17 protein-coding genes are annotated in these 17,062 nt (G+C 37.1%); 4 read left to right on the forward strand and 13 right to left on the reverse strand.

The window, feature by feature from the left end; all coding sequences use genetic code 11:
- Nucleotides 1-383: 383 nt before the first annotated feature.
- The 4 genes from rpmA to ACZZZW_RS17650 form a co-directional block, all read right to left on the reverse strand.
- Nucleotides 384-800: a 50S ribosomal protein L27 gene (rpmA, locus tag ACZZZW_RS17635; protein WP_082458656.1), complete on the reverse strand. Its 417-nt coding sequence runs from the start codon at nt 798-800 to the stop codon at nt 384-386.
- Nucleotides 801-852: 52 nt separating this feature from the next.
- Nucleotides 853-1,164 carry a 50S ribosomal protein L21 gene (gene rplU, locus ACZZZW_RS17640; protein WP_025146774.1) on the reverse strand — a complete coding sequence of 104 codons (312 nt, stop codon included), beginning with the start codon at nt 1,162-1,164 and terminating at the stop codon, nt 853-855.
- A 184-nt stretch (nt 1,165-1,348) separates the two neighbouring features.
- Complete coding sequence (locus ACZZZW_RS17645; protein WP_463495351.1) at nt 1,349-1,798, reverse strand: hypothetical protein; 450 nt, start codon at nt 1,796-1,798, stop codon at nt 1,349-1,351.
- A gap of 120 nt (nt 1,799-1,918) precedes the next feature.
- Complete coding sequence (locus ACZZZW_RS17650; protein ID WP_055905177.1) at nt 1,919-3,301, reverse strand: dicarboxylate/amino acid:cation symporter; 1,383 nt, start codon at nt 3,299-3,301, stop codon at nt 1,919-1,921.
- A 162-nt stretch (nt 3,302-3,463) separates the two neighbouring features.
- Here ACZZZW_RS17650 and ACZZZW_RS17655 point away from each other — a divergent pair, with 162 nt between their 5' ends.
- From ACZZZW_RS17655 to ACZZZW_RS17665, 3 genes are all read left to right on the forward strand, one after another.
- Nucleotides 3,464-3,961 (forward strand): RNA polymerase sigma factor, encoded by a 498-nt coding sequence (locus ACZZZW_RS17655; RefSeq protein WP_029275756.1) that lies wholly within the window; start codon nt 3,464-3,466, stop codon nt 3,959-3,961.
- Nucleotides 3,948-4,547, forward strand: coding sequence for a hypothetical protein (locus tag ACZZZW_RS17660; protein WP_463495354.1), 600 nt, complete (start codon nt 3,948-3,950; stop codon nt 4,545-4,547). The genes ACZZZW_RS17655 and ACZZZW_RS17660 overlap by 14 nt, the downstream gene beginning before the upstream one ends.
- A gap of 189 nt (nt 4,548-4,736) precedes the next feature.
- Nucleotides 4,737-5,234 carry a DUF922 domain-containing protein gene (locus ACZZZW_RS17665; RefSeq protein ID WP_463495356.1) on the forward strand — a complete coding sequence of 166 codons (498 nt, stop codon included), beginning with the start codon at nt 4,737-4,739 and terminating at the stop codon, nt 5,232-5,234.
- Here the strand turns inward: ACZZZW_RS17665 and ACZZZW_RS17670 are convergent.
- The 5 genes from ACZZZW_RS17670 to ACZZZW_RS17690 all read right to left on the reverse strand — a co-directional run bounded on the left by ACZZZW_RS17670 (nt 5,223) and on the right by ACZZZW_RS17690 (nt 11,645).
- Complete coding sequence (locus ACZZZW_RS17670; RefSeq protein ID WP_463495358.1) at nt 5,223-5,594, reverse strand: diacylglycerol kinase family protein; 372 nt, start codon at nt 5,592-5,594, stop codon at nt 5,223-5,225. The two genes, ACZZZW_RS17665 and ACZZZW_RS17670, sit on opposite strands and share 12 nt — an antisense overlap.
- Before the next feature lie 86 nt (nt 5,595-5,680).
- Nucleotides 5,681-6,301, reverse strand: coding sequence for a hypothetical protein (locus ACZZZW_RS17675; RefSeq protein ID WP_463495360.1), 621 nt, complete (start codon nt 6,299-6,301; stop codon nt 5,681-5,683).
- A 56-nt stretch (nt 6,302-6,357) separates the two neighbouring features.
- Complete coding sequence (locus tag ACZZZW_RS17680; protein ID WP_463495362.1) at nt 6,358-8,268, reverse strand: beta-N-acetylhexosaminidase; 1,911 nt, start codon at nt 8,266-8,268, stop codon at nt 6,358-6,360.
- Between the two features lie 539 nt (nt 8,269-8,807).
- A complete protein-coding gene (gene trxB, locus ACZZZW_RS17685; protein ID WP_463495364.1) occupies nt 8,808-9,764 on the reverse strand; it encodes a thioredoxin-disulfide reductase in 957 nt (318 codons plus the stop codon).
- A gap of 252 nt (nt 9,765-10,016) precedes the next feature.
- Entirely contained in the window at nt 10,017-11,645 is a 1,629-nt protein-coding gene (locus ACZZZW_RS17690; protein WP_463495366.1) for an acyl-CoA carboxylase subunit beta, read from the reverse strand.
- A gap of 253 nt (nt 11,646-11,898) precedes the next feature.
- On the opposite strand from ACZZZW_RS17690, the gene ACZZZW_RS17695 reads away from it, so the two are divergent.
- Nucleotides 11,899-12,360: a DUF2721 domain-containing protein gene (locus ACZZZW_RS17695; protein WP_463495368.1), complete on the forward strand. Its 462-nt coding sequence runs from the start codon at nt 11,899-11,901 to the stop codon at nt 12,358-12,360.
- A gap of 15 nt (nt 12,361-12,375) precedes the next feature.
- On the opposite strand, the gene ACZZZW_RS17700 is transcribed toward ACZZZW_RS17695, so the two are convergent.
- The 4 genes from ACZZZW_RS17700 to ACZZZW_RS17715 all read right to left on the reverse strand — a co-directional run bounded on the left by ACZZZW_RS17700 (nt 12,376) and on the right by ACZZZW_RS17715 (nt 16,965).
- Nucleotides 12,376-12,921 carry a hypothetical protein gene (locus ACZZZW_RS17700; RefSeq protein WP_463495370.1) on the reverse strand — a complete coding sequence of 182 codons (546 nt, stop codon included), beginning with the start codon at nt 12,919-12,921 and terminating at the stop codon, nt 12,376-12,378.
- Nucleotides 12,922-12,977: 56 nt separating this feature from the next.
- Nucleotides 12,978-13,439 (reverse strand): MaoC family dehydratase, encoded by a 462-nt coding sequence (locus tag ACZZZW_RS17705; RefSeq protein ID WP_463495372.1) that lies wholly within the window; start codon nt 13,437-13,439, stop codon nt 12,978-12,980.
- 69 nt (nt 13,440-13,508) lie between these two features.
- Nucleotides 13,509-14,102 (reverse strand): LOG family protein, encoded by a 594-nt coding sequence (locus tag ACZZZW_RS17710; protein WP_463495374.1) that lies wholly within the window; start codon nt 14,100-14,102, stop codon nt 13,509-13,511.
- A gap of 283 nt (nt 14,103-14,385) precedes the next feature.
- On the reverse strand, nt 14,386-16,965 hold the full coding sequence (locus ACZZZW_RS17715) for a TonB-dependent receptor (protein WP_463495376.1): 2,580 nt from the start codon (nt 16,963-16,965) through the stop codon (nt 14,386-14,388).
- Nucleotides 16,966-17,062 lie beyond the last annotated feature (97 nt).

Consider the following 17,062-nt stretch of genomic DNA (forward strand, 5'->3'; position numbering starts at 1 on the left):
TCTGCCAAATGTTTCTTCTCCTGTAATCGCGCTTACAATTGACAGAACTCATTCAGATCTCCCGGGGTAAGACAATCTACTTCCTATGGATGTGGCCTCTGTATCTGCGTAATAGTCCCCGTGCAGTATTGGGCTTCTGTTTGTTTCGCAACATCACCCGGACTAAATCCGCCTCGTATACAGTTTCTGTTCGTAAGCCCCCATATTTGCCGCGGACTTCCTTCAGATTCGCAGTCACCCACGACACCCTTGTCTCGAGCTAACACTTCCTACTGCTAAGCGTGTTCGGGACTTGAACCCTATAGTCGATTGCCATGCCCGGCGCACGAAACAAAAAAAGTCCTGATTTGCATCAGGACTTTTTATTATAAGTTCATTACTAATTATTCTGCAGGTGCAGCTTCTTCAGTAGTTTCGTCTTTTTTGGTTGCTTTTTTAGCAGGTGCTTTTTTAGCTGGAGCAGCTTCAACAGCAACAACTTCTTGCTCAGCAGCTGCTTTCTTAGCAACTGGTGCTTTAGCTATAGCAGCTTCGATTTCAGCTTCTGTAATTGGAAGGATTGAAACGTAAGATTTGTTATCTTGTTTCTTTCTGAAAATTACAGTACCATCAACTAAAGCGAATAAAGTATGGTCTCTACCAATACCAACACCTTTATCAGGGTGGTGTTTTGTTCCACGTTGACGTACTAAAATGTTTCCAGCGATAGCCAATTGCCCACCGAAAATTTTAATACCTAAACGCTTACTATGCGATTCACGTCCGTTTTTCGAACTACCGGCTCCTTTTTTGTGTGCCATGATTTTATATTTTGTAACTCGCTAAAAAGCGAATTATTGGGTTAACAATTAATTATAGAGTGATGTCAGAAATCTGAATCTTAGTGAAAAACTGGCGGTGACCATTTTTCTTTTTGTAACCTTTTCTACGTTTTTTGTGGAAAATAATCACTTTATCACCTTTTAAATGAGATACGATCTTAGCTGAAACTTTAGCACCTTTAACTGCAGGAGCCCCTACAGTAATTGCACCACCGTTGTCAACCAACAATACATTATCAAATTCAATACTAGCGCCTTCATCTCCTTGTAATCTGTGTACAAAAAGGTGCTGGTCTTTAGCAACTTTAAATTGCTGCCCTGCTATATTTACTATTGCGTACATTGTTTAAATATTAGTTTTTTAATTTTTATTTAACGAGGTGCAAATATAGAACAAATTCAATTAACACACAAATACATATCGAAAATATTTTCTGTATATATTTTATTTTTATGCCAACCTTTAATTTCAGTCTGTTTTAAGATTAACGATGACATGAAACCTTAACAAATCTTTGTTCTTCTTATTATTTGCCGCTTCTTTTTTCAGCTTGATTTAACGTTTCTTCGATAATTTTCCTCATCTGTACCGCAGCATCCAACAATTTTGGGTTACCATCAAAATCACCATAGATCACAACGTGTTTAGATTTTTCTTTATACTTGAAAAGAATCTCGTAGCGCGGAACAGCCAAAGCTTTAGCACTCTTTTTTCCAATGGTATCAGGAAAATTCCAAAGGCCGATTTCATTTGCTTTTGAATGCATAAACAAAATATCGTCGCTTTTTAAAAACACCTTTTTCCGAACAACAGAATCTACATTATTTACATACTGATATTCGCCAGTAGCAGAATTATAATGATTTTCTAATGTATCCTTTATCCCCCATTTGTAGTCCATCGATACAAAATCCTTTTTCCTGAACGGTGCATTTTGAATGATTGGCTTGTAATAAATATAACAATAAATAATCATCGGAAGGATGATACTAAGGGCTAAGAATATTTTTTTTCCTTTACTTGACACTTGATATTAAATTATTGATTGAATGTTTAAATTATTATAAGGAATGATTTATTGAGCTTATATAAAATGCTAAACCGCTGATTCTTTTAACTCCCCTTCCCATTTACTCACCACTGCAGTGGCAATACTATTTCCAACAACATTAGTTGCCGAACGGCCCATATCCAATAATGGATCAATGCCTATTAATAACGCCAAACCTGCTTCAGGAATATTAAAGCTGGCAATGGTACCAGCAATTACCACCAGCGATGCCCGTGGTACCCCTGCAATGCCTTTACTGGTAAGCATTAAAATTAAAAGCATCGAAATTTGTTGCTCAAAACCCAAATGGATTCCATAAGCTTGAGCAATAAATAAGGAAGCAAACGTCATGTACATCATCGAACCATCGAGGTTAAAAGAATATCCAAGTGGCAATACAAAACTTACAATTTTATCTTTACATCCAAACCGCTCCAAAAGCATCATCGTTTTCGGATAAGCTGCCTCGCTACTTGCAGTACTAAAGGCCAAAAGCGCAGGTTCTTTCATATCGTTAACCAAACGGAAAATGCGTTTTTTTAATACCAAAAAGCCTAAGAAAATCAATACCATCCACAGTATGCCCAACCCTAAATAAAACTCACCGATAAAAATGGCATAAGTATTCAACACATTCAGTCCTTGCTTGGCTACAATGGCTGTCATGGCTCCAAAAACAGCTAATGGTGCAAAATTCATCACATAACCGGTCATCTTTAAAATAACGTGCGCAATGGCATCAAAAGCTTTAATTACGATCTGCCCCAAATCACCAATTGCAGCTGTGGCTACGCCAAAAAATAACGAGAAAACAACGATCTGTAAAATCTCGTTGGTTGACATAGATTCGGCTATACTCTTAGGAAAAACGTGTGCAATGAAATCTTTTACACTCATTGCAGCTTTCTGGATTCCGGTATTCACCAATTGATCTGGCAACGATAATTTCATATGTCTTCCAGGTTCGAATAAATTGACAAGAATCATCCCCAGTACTAACGACATTAATGACATGGCCAAAAACCAACCTAATGTTTTACCGCCTATTCTCCCAACTGCTTTAATATCGCCAACTTTAGCCACACCCACAACAAGGGTTGTAAATACCAATGGAGCAACAATCATTTTAATCAGGCGAAGAAAAATATCGCTTAACAGAGTGAAATATTCTAGCTTTTTCTCTCTGATATCTTCGTTTTCTTTTTTGATTTTGGCGTTCGCTTTACGCTCTGCTTTAAGTTGGGTATACACAATACTGGTGGTATCGGTTGTTTTAGCAATACTTACCTCTATACTTTTAACTTTTGCATCAGCATTAAGTATATTCTGGTTGTAAACATCGATTGAATTGACATTTAAAATATAGCCCAGTGCAATACCCGCAATCAGCGCTAAGAAAATAAAAAGCGTGAGTTTGTTTTTCTTCATGAATATAAAAAGTTTGTGGTACTCTTAATTTGGTAAAACTACGATATTTACGGCTTGTAACAAATTTTGATAACAGCTGGAATTAAAAAATATATTATTTTTGGCCCTATGTTGTAACAAAAAATGCTCAACATCATCTAAAACGCAACCATCAACCCCTAAATGGAACAAAAAGACAAGCTATTTAAAGAAATTTTTGATTCAAACTCCAAAAAGATTTTCCATTTATGTTATGGTTATACTGGCGATACCGACGCTGCAAATGATCTTTTACAGGAAACTTTTTTAAAGGTTTGGCAAAACCTGGATAAATTCAGGAACAAATCTTTAATTTCTACATGGATTTACAGAATTGCCGTAAACACCTGTTTAACCTACTTAAGATCAGAAAAACGACAGGCAAAAGACGAATTAACGGACAACATAATTGAAAATAAAATAGAAGAGTTTTCGGAGAAAAACGAACAGGTTGCCCTTCTTTATAAATGTATATCCAAACTCGAAGAAAATGACCGCTTGATTATAACAATGGTATTAGATGAATTACCATATCACGAAATTGCCGATATCTCTGGAATAAGTGAAGGCAATTTAAGAGTAAAAATTCACCGAATTAAACAAAAGTTAACAGAATTATATAGTCAGTATGCAAGCGTTTGATCAAATACAGGAGCTGTGGCAAAATCACAAAGTAGAAGTTAAGGTTTCTGCAGATGAAATGCTACAACAAGTGAAGAAAGAAGTAAATGGATTAAAGCTAAAATCTGCTTTGAACATCCTGGGGATGCTGGCATCTTTTATTGCTATTGCTGCACTATGGATATTTTTTCATTTCGAATCGTGGACAACCCACGTGGGCATCAGCATCACAATTATTGCAATTGGTGTATATACATTGATTCTTTACCGTGATTACCGTTTAATCTCGAAAACTGATTTTACAGCTCATCCCCATCAGTATCTGAATAACCTAAAAACTTATCAGTTAAACCGCTATAAGCTTTACAATTCTTTATACTGGTTTTATGCAATTGCCCTTTCATTAGGAATTATGTTCTATTTCGTAGAAATTCATTCTCGTTTTAATACCATTCAAAAGGTACTGGCAATAGGATTTACAGCATTTTGGATGGTATTTTGCTCAACAATTCTGAGAAAAGCGGTAATAAGCCGAGAAAAAGAACGCATTGCTTTATTGATTGAAAAATTTGAACGCATTAGCGAACAGATTTCTACCCCGGAATAATTTTAGGCACGGTTTTTTCATTGTAAAAACTGATACATTGAAAACATTATGATTTATCGCCAGATAATGAAATTGTTAGATCATAATGGCTTCACTACAGTTGAAACTAAAATTATACCGTTGAAAAAACAAATTTTATCCATACTATTTTTGCTGTCCCTGCCATGCACATTTGCGTTTAAACAAGACTTGAGCCAACCAGTACAACTTGACTGGGAAACTCATTTTAAAGGTAAACCAGATATGCAATCGCCCTTTTTTGCTTTAACGGCAATGACCTGGAAATACAGCTACTCAAGCACTGTATATCGAAACCGGGTTGCCATCAATTTAAAGAATGAAGCCACAATTGATAAAACAAGATCGTGGGTGAAATGGGACAAGATTAAAGATCCTGACATTAGGGCAAGTTTGTTGCACCACGAACAAGGACATGCTGATATTCAATATGTTTTACTTTTAGAAGCCGAAAGGGTGCTAAAGAACAGAAACTATTCAGTAAACAACTACAAAGCACAAATTTCAGAACTGGCAAACCAGATCAGCGAGTATTTTGATACCATGCAACGCAATTACGACGAGGAAACTGAACACGGCAGCAACCATAAAATGCAGGCCAGATGGGATGAAATTATTCAGGATAAAATTGAAGAATCAAGAGCAGCAACAGCAGAATTACAAAAATAGCTTCGGTACAAATATGATGCAACCTACAGCTACGGCCAAAAATGCTACAACCAAAACAGCCGCCGCAGCCAAATCTTTTACCACTTTGATTTTTGGATTATAATCTGGTGAAACAACATCTGCTAGTTTTTCAATGCTTGTGTTTATTATTTCAGCCATAAAAACTGCAACAATTACAGATAATATTGCAATCCATTCTAAGCCAGAAATTTTTAAATAAAAAGATAAAGCAACCGCAAAAATTGCTGCAACTAAATGAATCCTTCCATTGTGTTCATTAACGAAAAACAACCTTAATCCATTAAAAGCATATTTAAAGCTCCTTACCCGCTCTATAATTGAAAATTTCTGGTTGCTCATTATTTTAAATTTACCCTAGGCAATAGAGATGCTAAAACAAGATAATGCCCTATATGTGCTACTCATGTGGCTTTAACCCTTAAAAGTTAGCTTTTACCTTTCCCTTCTTCAGGCTTCACTTCGCTCGTAGAAAAACTGCTACCACTTAATTTATATTGATAAGTCTTGGTAATTGTTTTAGTGCTATCTACAGTATCTCTAACAGGAAAAGAGCGAAAAAGATCGCCATTTCTAATAAAAAATTTATCATTTCCTGTATATCCTTTTTTCTGGTTAGCACTTAAAGAAGGAAAACCTATCTTATTAAAATCTCCACCGGCGTATTCGAAAACATTCAGATCTGAAACGTTTTTTTTGCTTAGTAACTGGATATAGATTTCCGGGTTACCATCATTATCCAGGTCCATATTCCATGCATCCGTTATTATTCCTTTACGATCTACCGCAGCAGATTTATAATTGTTACGTACGGAATCAGACATTAAAATTTGATACCCGCCAATTGAATCAACGCCTTTCCCCCAGCTTAAAATCTCGAAATTCAAACCTGGTTTTACTTCTATATCCTTATAAAAACGGAAAGGGTTCTTTTCAATTTTAGTAGCTTCGGTTATAACTGGTTTTGGTGTTTCTTCTGTGCATGCAAAACAAAACAGCATCCCTGCTATTAACAAAAGATGCTGTTTTGTATATTTCTGTAGTTTCATTCTATTTGGGACGTTTGGTTGCCCCAAATTAAGTATTTTAGCTTACCTAAGCAACATTATTTCTTGGCCTCTGCCTTTACTTCAGGCGCACCATTATTTAAAACAGTCTCTGCAGTAACACTTCTTCTACCACTTGGTGCAATAACTATGGTTTTTAGAACTCTCTTCTCTCCTTGCGGAACATTAATTTTTAGAGGAGCAGTATATAAGAATGCATTTTCGGATGGACGCGCCAAATCGATAGTATAATAAATTTTTGCACCGGTAACAGGTGCTTTCAAATCAATGGTAAAATCGCCACCGGTTAAAGGTTTATCACTTTGACCTATTGGTGTAGGCACCCAAAAATTAATGTTCATTTTATCTAAACGCGCCAAATGCACAGGTAGGCGTTGCTCAGAAAAATTCTTAATATCTTTCCGCTCCACAGGAGACCATGCAATTTCAGCCAAGGCCAACAAACGTGGGAAAGCATGATTTTCTGCCTTCGCTGTTGTTTTAATGTACTCTGTCCACATATTTGCTTGCACTCCTTTAATGTATTTACGCTCATCGGCAGTTAACACTTTAGGAATTGGATCGTAAGCATAAATCTTTTGGTATGGCGCAAATCCACCAATAGTAACCGGCTCATCAGGAGAATTGGATTGTTTATGGTCAATATATAAACCCATCGAACCTGGAGTCATAATTACGTCGTGTTTTTGTTGTGCAGCAGCAATTCCACCATCTTCACCTCTCCAGCTCATTACTGTTGCATTTGGTGCTAAACCACCTTCCAAAATCTCATCCCAGCCAATAATTGAGCGTCCTTTTCCATTTACATGTTTCTCTATGGTTTGAATAAAATAACTCTGTAACTCATGTTCATCTTTCAAACCTTTTTCTTTCATTAAATTCTGACAGAATGTAGATTCTTTCCAATAGGTTTTAGGAGCTTCATCACCACCAATATGAATGTATTTAGAAGGAAAAATAGCAATCACTTCATCCAAAACATTTTCTAAAAAGGTAAAGGTATTGGCTGATGGTACAAAAATATCATCAAAAACACCCCAGGTTTGTTGCACCTGCTTTCCTTTTCTACTGCCTGCCCATGGTGTTTTATCACTGATAAAAGTATCACGCTCAGGGAAACAGCTTAACTCAGGGTAAGAAGCAATGGCAGCTGAAGCATGACCAGGCAACTCAATTTCCGGAATTACGGTGATGTATTTGCTCGCTGCATAGCGAACAACTTCTTTAGCTTCTTCTTGTGTGTAAAAACCTTTAACAGGTGTAAGGTAATTGCCGTTGCCTGGATAATTACCAATAATACTTCCATTGCGTGAAGAGCCGATTTCGGTTAGCTTTGGATATTTTTTAATCTCTAACCTCCAACCCTGATCATCTGTTAAATGCCAGTGAAAAGTGTTGATTTTATAATAAGCCAATTGATCAATATATTTTTTGATGAAAGATATTGGAAAAAAATGACGGCACACATCCAACATGGTTCCACGATAAGCAAACCGAGGATAATCGTTAATGTTTACCGCAGGTAATGTAATTTTATCTGCAACTTTATCTGGCAACATTTGCATCAGCGATTGTACGGCATAAAAAAGTCCGGCACCCTTTCCTGTTAAAACGATTTGGTTGGGTGTAACTTTAATGGTGTAACCTTCGGCAGGCAATTTATCTGCGCCAACAGAAGTAAGTATAAGTGCTTTTTGATTGGGTTGAGTTACTTTATTTTCTCTTAAGGCAAAACCGGCTTTTGTAACGATAAAAGCGTTTAATAAATCAGACATCTTTGCGCCGTCGATGCTCTGGTTTACCAAAACAGTGGTTTTATCCAAAGTAAAATTTCCATTTGCTCTTGTAATGGCTACTGGTGCAGGTATGATTCCCAAATTGGGATCGCTCTGCGCAAACGCACTTGTGCTGATTAATACTCCAATAAAAATCGATAATGCTTTGTTCATGTTGTGTTTTTGGTTTTAAATTTATTTGATTATTACAACCAATATAGAGATTATGGGCAGATCCTGAACCTCACATTTTTGTTACAATTTAAATCAACCGTTTGACTGGACTGCCCAATGCAGATAAATTTAACATTAAGGCTGATGCTTTTGATAATACATTTATAATAAAAATCCAAGCCCTTTTTTAGAAAATCAGATACAGTAGCGTTTTGGGTTGGAACAGTCCCGCTCCCGCTTCTGCCGATTGAAAAATCTGCATCCCGCTTTAATCGGGTTTAGGTGGCGCCGCCAACGGTACTCGTTAGAGTTGCAAAATGCAGAAGACAATTGATGAACGGTGTTATTCAACTCTCAATAGCAAAAACCTGCGTATATAAACCTGATTGCAATGCAAAGCCCGGAGCGCAGCGAGGACTTGTAATGGAAAGCAGGACTAACAATAAAAAGAGCTGCTGAAATTGCTTTCCAAAAAAATCAATCACAAAAAAAGAGAAACCGTTACTGATTTCTCTTTCTAAAATAATATTTAAATGTGTTTATGCTTCTACAGGGTGTTCTTTAGCAGCCAAATACCTTTCAGCATCAAGCGCGGCCATACAACCAGAACCCGCAGCAGTTACCGCTTGTCTGTAATACATATCCTGAACATCGCCGCAGGCAAAAACGCCTTCGATATTGGTTAATGTAGAACCAGGTTTAGTAGCTAAGTATCCGGTTTCATCCATATCCAACTGGCCTTTAAAAATATCGGTATTTGGTTTATGACCGATGGCCACAAAGAAACCTTCTACTTCAATATCAGATTGTTCACCTGTTTTGTTATTCAAAACTTTAACAGCAGTAACATTTTTACCATTACCTAAAATTTCCTGGGTTTCGGTATTGTAATGTACTACAATGTTCGGGGTTGCTAAAACACGACTTACCATTGCTTTTGAAGCCCTGAATTCGTCTCTGCGAACCAATAAATGAACAGTTTTACATAGTTTAGCTAAATAAGTTGCTTCCTCAGCAGCGGTATCACCAGCACCTACAATAGCAACATCCTGTCCTTTAAAAAAGAAACCGTCGCAAACAGCACAAGCCGAAACCCCGAAACCATTATATTGTTGCTCGCTTGGTAAGCCTAACCATTTTGCTGTTGCACCGGTAGCAATAATTACAGTATCAGCGGTTATGGTTTTAATTTCATCTACAACTACTTTATGTGGTGTAGAAGAAAAATCAACTGAGCTTACATAACCAAAACGGATATCGGTACCAAAACGTTCTGCTTGTTTACGGAAATCTTCCATCATTTCTGGCCCCATAATTCCTTGCGGGTAACCCGGAAAATTCTCAACATCAGTAGTTTGCGTAAGCTGTCCACCAGCTTGCATACCAGTATACATAATTGGTTTTAAATCGGCTCTGGCAGCATAAATTGCAGCAGTATAACCTGCAGGGCCTGAGCCTATAATTAAACACTGAACGTGCTCGTTTTCTTGTGACATTATATTGTGTGTTTGAAATTCATTAATTGTTGCGCAAATTTAATGCTTTAATTAATTGTTAACAAACTTACATTGTCAACATAGCTTACTTATTAACAGCTGAGGTTAAGAGGCAGGGCATAAAGCAACCTTAGGCCTAATAAAATGTGTGATTTGTGGTTTTAGGTGTTTCCATTAGGCTGAGATTAAATTTATAATTGATAACCTAATATGGGAATATTGTAAACAATAGCTGGCAAAATCCCACATTACCTAAGTTTGTATAATACCCACATTAAACTTCTTTGTAACTGGCGATTGGTTGGCTGCCTCAATGCCCATTGAAATTACTTTTCTTGTTTCCAGTGGATCTATAATGCCATCTACCCAAAGGCGCGAAGCTGCATAATATGGAGTGGTTTGGCTATCGTACTTATCAGTGATTTCTTTTAACAACTCTGCTTCTTTTTCTGGCGTTATTACCTCGCCTTTTGCTTTTAAGGAAGCTTCCTGAATTTGCAATAATGTTTTGGCGGCCTGTGCGCCACCCATTACGGCTATTTTTGCAGTTGGCCAGGCATATATCAATCTTGGATCGTAAGCTTTACCGCACATGGCATAATTACCAGCACCATAAGAATTTCCCAATACAATTGTGAATTTTGGCACCACAGAGTTGGCTACAGCGTTAACCATTTTAGCGCCATCTTTAATAATACCGCCTTGCTCAGATCGGCTGCCCACCATAAAACCGGTTACATCCTGCAAAAACACCAATGGAATTTTCTTTTGATTACAGTTCATTATGAAACGGCTGGATTTATCTGCACTATCAGAATAAATTACGCCACCAAACTGCATCTCCCCTTTTTTTGATTTTACCACTTTGCGTTGATTTGCTACAATACCTACAGCCCAACCATCAATACGCCCCAAACCACAAACAATGCTTTGTCCGTAACCTTTTTTATATTCTTCAAATTCCGATCCATCAACCAATCGATTAATGATATCCATGATCTCATAAGGTTTATCACGGTTTTCAGGTAAGATACCGTAAAGTTCTTCCTCATTTTCTTTTGGCTTTGCAGGCTTTATCCGATCAAATCCTGCATTTTGTGGTGCACCTAACATACTCATGATGTTTTTGATACTATCCAAACAAGCCTGATCATTGGGATGTTTATAATCGGTAACACCCGAAATTTCGCAATGTGTAGTTGCTCCACCCAAGGTTTCATTATCAACTTCCTCACCGATAGCGGATTTTACGAGATACGATCCTGCTAAAAATACCGATCCGGTTTTATCAACAATCATGGCTTCATCGCTCATAATGGGTAAGTAAGCCCCACCTGCAACACAAGCACCCATAATAGCCGAAATCTGAACAATTCCTTCTGATGACATGATGGCATTGTTGCGGAACATTCTTCCAAAATGCTCCTTATCCGGAAAAATTTCATCCTGCATGGGTAAATACACTCCGGCACTATCTACCAGGTAAATTACAGGCAAACGGTTTTCCATCGCAATTTCCTGTGCACGAAGATTCTTTTTCGCCGTCATCGGGAACCATGCACCAGCTTTTACCGTGGCATCATTGGCAACAATCATACATTGCCTTCCACTTACATAACCAATTCCACAAACTACCCCCGCAGCTGGGCAGCCCCCTTGTTCCAGGTACATACCGTCAGCGGCAAATGCACCAATTTCTAAAAAATCAGCGTCTTTATCAATCAGGTATGCAATACGTTCGCGGGCCAACAGCTTACCTTTTTCTTTTTGCTTGGCAGCATTTTTTTCACCACCGCCCAAGTATATTTTTTTGAGTTTGGTTTTCAGTTCGTAAACCAACTGTTTGTTCACATCCTCATTTTTATTGAATTCGATATTCATGGAGGCAATTTAAATTTATTTTTAGAAAAACAATATTGACCAAAACGGTTTCTGGTATAAAGCAATTTTTAACCACAGCAAAAACAAGAGAAATTAATGAGGGCGCAGAGATCTCAACGCTTTATTTAAGATTGGATTACCTACAATTTGAGCGATAACTAACGTATTTTCTCCGTTTAACGCTGTGTAAAAACTCTGCTCCCGCTGTGGTTGAATATCCGTTTAAAATGATATTTTTGATTAAACCCTAAAAATGGAACTAACCATCAATATTCCTGCGTTATTATTTCCAGCCATTAGCTTAATCATGCTGGCTTATACCAACCGTTTTTTGGCCTTGGCCACGCTTGTTCGCAGCTTAAAATCGAAGTATGAGGGTGGTGATAAAAATGTGGTGCTTCATAAGCAGATTGAAAACCTGCGCTATAGATTAAGATTAATCAAAAACATGCAGGCTTTTGGAGTAATAAGCTTTGCATGTTGTCTTTTTTGTATGTTTTTTATTTATTTGAAGTGGACTACCTTTGCAGAAATACTTTTTGCCCTCAGCTTGGTATTTTTTATGATTTCTCTTGTCATTTCGCTCATTGAAATTCAAATCAGTACAAAAGCACTCGAACTCGAACTAAGCAGTTTGGAAGAACTCGAAAACCCAACACTTGTAGGAAGATTAAAAAAGAAATTTGATAAGAATAGTACAACGGGTGAGTACTAATGCTCGAATATGAGCCTATTTTTGAGTAACGACACCGTTTATAATCAGTTTCTTCCAATTTCCAGAAAATCCTACACCTTTAACGTATTTTACCTGATATGGATGGCCTTTTAAGTTCTCCTGATAAACGATATCGAATGAAAAAACCATTTCTGAATCTGTTTTTTGAACAACAGTAACTTCATTGTCATTAACATCTTTTGCACCGGTCGTGAAAAACTTATCCCCTACCTTTGCATTAAAATCGGCTTTTAAATAACTTTTTGCTGGTGCACTGGGATAGCTTTCTATTAACCGGTTTTGCTCATCAATTCTTAAGTAGGAAATGGCTTCAGCATCGCCACCTATCAATGAATAAAACTTGTAAAAAAGTTTATTATTTAGGCGAAGTGTATCTGTAATTTCAGTAAAATTTTCATTGTTGTGGTACCATAGATTTCCGATTTGCATGGGCAAAAAAGAATTATTGTTTGCTTGTTCTTTTTCTTTTTTACATGCGCCAAAAGCACAGCACACAAATAACATTAAAATTAAGCTGGCATTTTTGCAAAAATTTTTCATGAGCGTTTTTTCTTATCAAAACGTTCATTACTTTAAAAACGCTACATAGTAAATAATTAATTTATAAAATGATACAAGAAAACCACTTCGCCACTAAAGGCAGGTTTTTTCTGATCTTCAATTTCCATTTCAATAGCCATATTAACTTTTGTAACACCTCTTAAGTTGATAATTGATGCCAACTTAGCTTTTAACCTTACCTTGCTGTTTACGGTAACAGCTTGTGCAAACCTTAAACTTTCGATACCATAATTGATCTCCATTTTTAATTTTTGAATATCCACAATCTCTTTCCATAAATAAGGAATTAATGATAATGTTAAATAGCCGTGCGCAATAGTTGCTTTAAAAGGTCCTTCATTTTGTGCCCTTTCTTCATCAACATGTATCCATTGATGATCTAGTGTTGCATCAGCAAATTTATTAATCTGTTCTTGTGTAATGGTATGCCATGAAGAAACGCCTAATTCCTTGCCAAGGTATTGTTCAAATTCTGCGTGGGATATAATGATTTGCATTAGATATGTATTTTAGCACCACGCGTTTTGCGCATGGGGGATTGATAATTGCTTATAAATAATTAATTTTTAACTCAGGTTTCTTTCTCTAAACCAAACTTCATCGGGTACGGCAGAGAAATTGTCCATCTTATTGATCAGATCTTCAGCATTGGATTCATTAAAAACGAGGTCGCGATTGGCAGGTTTTAAAAACTTACTTTGCACCATCATTTCCATCTGGGCAAATAGAGGATCGTAAAAGCCATTTACATTAAGTACACCGATTGGTTTATGGTGTAAACCTAACTGCAACCATGTCAATACCTCAAAAAATTCTTCCAATGTACCAAAACCGCCAGGTAAAATCACGAAACCATCGCTTAAATCAGCCATTTTTTGTTTTCTCTGGTGCATATTTTCAGTTACGATCATTTCGGTTAATCCCTTATGGCCAACTTCTTTATCCATTAAAAACTGAGGAATAATGCCGGTTACTAAACCTCCTAATTCGAGTACATCATTAGCTAAAACACCCATAACCCCAACACTACCACCGCCATACACCAGCCTGATTTGTTGTGTTACCAGCGTTGCTGCCAATTGTTTTATTGCATTCCTTAATTGTACATCGCCATTAAAGTTTGAGCCACAATACACACAAACGGATTTAAGCTTGTTCATCTGATTAAAATTTTTCCGAAGTTAATACTTTATCGCTTGTATGTAAATTTTAATTCTGCACAAAGCTGTTACAGATTGTGATTAAGTATCATTAAGCCTTTATTAAGGTATATAATATGGTATCGGTTAAAATAGATATTTGGATAATGCATTAGCGGTTACTTCATTAGTGCAATGGCACTCAAAGACTCAGAGGTGTGTTTAACATCATTAAATTATAAACTCAAAACAAAAAAGGAGTAGCATTTGGCTACTCCTTTTTAAAAATATAATTTAGTTTACCTTAAAAAGCATAGCGAATGGTTGCACCGTAAGTTCTAGGATCGCCAAGTACACCAGCATACAAACCAGAGTTACCCGCTGCAGCCTGTAATTGTTCGTAATAGTTTTTATTGGCAATGTTTCTGCTCCATACAAACAATGAAAATTTATCAGATTTAAAACCTAACCTCGCATTGAATAAGGCATAACCTTTAACATTTAAAACGCTTGAAGGTGTTGGATTTGAAGAGTACTCAGAACGGTAACTTGCATCGCCAGCGATAAAGTAACGCCCTGCTCGAGTAGCTAAATTGCCAGGCGTGCTAAACTCCGAACCACCTGAAATATTCCATTTTGAAATACCTGGTAACCTGCCTCCTGATGCATCTTTAAATGCCACTTGCGTTGCTACACCATTTACCAGTTCCGTATGTCCCGTTTCTTCCAATGGAAGCGGAGCATTGGTAAATTTTACATATTTACCATCTAGATAGGCTACTGCTGCATTTAATGTTAAAAATCTTTCCAATTGATAAGTTCCATCAATTTCCAAACCTTTTACTTTAACTTTTTCTGCATTTGCCAAATAACCTCTGTTTACCCCTAATTGTGGCGATTGTACATTGGTTTGATAATCTTTAATATCTGTATTAAATGCAGTAACATTTAGTATAGCACCTTTAACAGGTTTTGTTTTTAAACCCAATTCGTAATGTTGAACATATTCTGGTTTAACAACGGCTAGCGACAAATCTGCCTGTCCGGTTGAGGTGGTTGGCAAACCACCAACATTTACACCAACTGGTTTATATGCAGTAGAAAAAGTACCATATACGTTTAATTTGGTATTCGGACGGTAAGAAACTGTTACGTTACCAGATAGATTATTGTTATCTACCTTGGTTGTAAACTGCTGATTGCTATAAACTGCCGATTTTAAAGCTAGCAAAGCAGCATCTGTAGTTTGTAAGCCACCGTAAGTTACACGGTCATAATCAACATCTTTTTTGTCGTAAGTATACCTTAATCCTGGTAAAACATGAAAATGTTCAAGAAATTCCCAATCTACCTGGGCAAAAATGGCTGCACTTAATGATTTAATAGTTGAATTTGTTTTAATGCCGAAACCATCTAATAAGCCTGGAGTTGAATATAAGGCCTGACTACCGGTGTTGCTGGTTTGTACAAACCGCCACTGGTCTTTACCAACTTCTTCGGTTTGAGATAAACCTTTTAAGTTTTGTGCCAGTGCAAATACACCAATAACACCACTCAATTTATCAGTAATGTTTCCTGCGTACCTGATTTCCTGCGAATATTGATCATGACGGGAAGTCCCTTGTGATTTTGTTAAAGCCGACAGCTCTGAGAAATCCCTGTCGTTTGTAGGATCCCAGTTCCAAAAACGCCATGCCGTTGTCGAAGTAAGTGTTCCACCGCCTATTTTGTAATCTACGTTTAAAGAGATACCACCAATCGATTGGTTATGTTTCCAAGGGGTATTGGTATTGATTTCTCTTGAAAAAGGATCAATTTTAGGTTGTTGATAACCTAAATCGGATACAATTTTTGCATACTGGCGATAAGCACTTCGCTCTGTAGTGGTTACACCTGCAATAACCAATGGATAACCTGCCGGATGCTGAATGCTTACATCTCCACTCAATAAAATCTGTAATTTATCTGATGGTGTAAAATACAGTTGTCCTTTAAAGCCTAGGTTGTTCTGCCCGCTATATTTACGTTCTTCCCTGGTGTTCCAGATGGTACCATCGCGCTGTGTACCGGAAATTGAAATTTTTGCAGCCAGATTTTTTGCTACGCCGCCTGAAACTGATGTTTTAGCTTGCAAAAAGTTATAATTACCAACACTCATTTCTACTTTTGCGCTAGGCGTTTGAGTTGGTTTTGTGGTGGTGATGTTGAATGCACCAGCCGTAGTATTTTTTCCGAATAATGTACCTTGTGGGCCACGGATTACTTCAATTTGTTCGATATCAAGAAAATCAGTAGAGGTTGCTGCCGGACGGGCATGGTAAACGCCGTCAACATAAAAACCTACACCTGGGTCGATACCATCATTGGTTAAACCAAATGTTGACCCCAATCCCCTGATATTTAACGTAGTATTTCTTGCATTTGAAGCATATAACTGTACTGATGGCACCAATTCTTTTAATCGGTTTACATTAAATGCACCTGCATTTTCTGCTGCCTGACCACCGATAACGGTAATTGGAATTGGGACATCCTGTAATACCTCTGAACGCCTTCTGGAAGTTACCACGATTTCATCCAAAAGTGCGTTTTCTACCAAAACCAATTCTATCGGCGTATCCTGAAGTTTTAATATTTGAAAATCCTGAGGTTTAAAGCCTACTGAGCTTACCTGCAGGTAAAATGGGGTTTCTTGTTTTATGTTAATGCTGAAAGCTCCATTATCATCGGCTACCACAGCCTGGTTAGTGCCCCTTACTTTTACAGTTGCATGCGGAATTGTAGTACCATTAGATGTTTTAATTACCCCGGTTAAAGGGCTTTGGGCAAATGTAAAGCTTGCCAAGAGTAAAAATGAAAAGAGAAAAAATAAACTTTTGTTCATGATTGTTTATATAGTTTGTTTAAGTGTTGTTTAATAATGACCCGTTCGAAAATATCCGATTAATGTTTGTGAATGACTACAACAACAATAAGAGCGC

The sequence above is a fragment of the Pedobacter sp. AC379 genome, assembly GCF_979258145.1.

Coding starts and splice junctions, on each gene's coding strand:
- rpmA (WP_082458656.1), bottom strand. CDS start 800: ATGGCACACAAAAAAGGAGCCGGTAGTTCGAAAAACGGACGTGAATCG.
- rplU (WP_025146774.1), bottom strand. CDS start 1,164: ATGTACGCAATAGTAAATATAGCAGGGCAGCAATTTAAAGTTGCTAAA.
- ACZZZW_RS17645 (WP_463495351.1), bottom strand. CDS start 1,798: ATGATTATTTATTGTTATATTTATTACAAGCCAATCATTCAAAATGCA.
- ACZZZW_RS17650 (WP_055905177.1), bottom strand. CDS start 3,301: ATGAAGAAAAACAAACTCACGCTTTTTATTTTCTTAGCGCTGATTGCG.
- ACZZZW_RS17655 (WP_029275756.1), top strand. CDS start 3,464: ATGGAACAAAAAGACAAGCTATTTAAAGAAATTTTTGATTCAAACTCC.
- ACZZZW_RS17660 (WP_463495354.1), top strand. CDS start 3,948: ATGCAAGCGTTTGATCAAATACAGGAGCTGTGGCAAAATCACAAAGTA.
- ACZZZW_RS17670 (WP_463495358.1), bottom strand. CDS start 5,594: ATGAGCAACCAGAAATTTTCAATTATAGAGCGGGTAAGGAGCTTTAAA.
- ACZZZW_RS17675 (WP_463495360.1), bottom strand. CDS start 6,301: ATGAAACTACAGAAATATACAAAACAGCATCTTTTGTTAATAGCAGGG.
- ACZZZW_RS17680 (WP_463495362.1), bottom strand. CDS start 8,268: ATGAACAAAGCATTATCGATTTTTATTGGAGTATTAATCAGCACAAGT.
- trxB (WP_463495364.1), bottom strand. CDS start 9,764: ATGTCACAAGAAAACGAGCACGTTCAGTGTTTAATTATAGGCTCAGGC.
- ACZZZW_RS17690 (WP_463495366.1), bottom strand. CDS start 11,645: ATGAATATCGAATTCAATAAAAATGAGGATGTGAACAAACAGTTGGTT.
- ACZZZW_RS17695 (WP_463495368.1), top strand. CDS start 11,899: ATGGAACTAACCATCAATATTCCTGCGTTATTATTTCCAGCCATTAGC.
- ACZZZW_RS17700 (WP_463495370.1), bottom strand. CDS start 12,921: ATGAAAAATTTTTGCAAAAATGCCAGCTTAATTTTAATGTTATTTGTG.
- ACZZZW_RS17705 (WP_463495372.1), bottom strand. CDS start 13,439: ATGCAAATCATTATATCCCACGCAGAATTTGAACAATACCTTGGCAAG.
- ACZZZW_RS17710 (WP_463495374.1), bottom strand. CDS start 14,102: ATGAACAAGCTTAAATCCGTTTGTGTGTATTGTGGCTCAAACTTTAAT.
- ACZZZW_RS17715 (WP_463495376.1), bottom strand. CDS start 16,965: ATGAACAAAAGTTTATTTTTTCTCTTTTCATTTTTACTCTTGGCAAGC.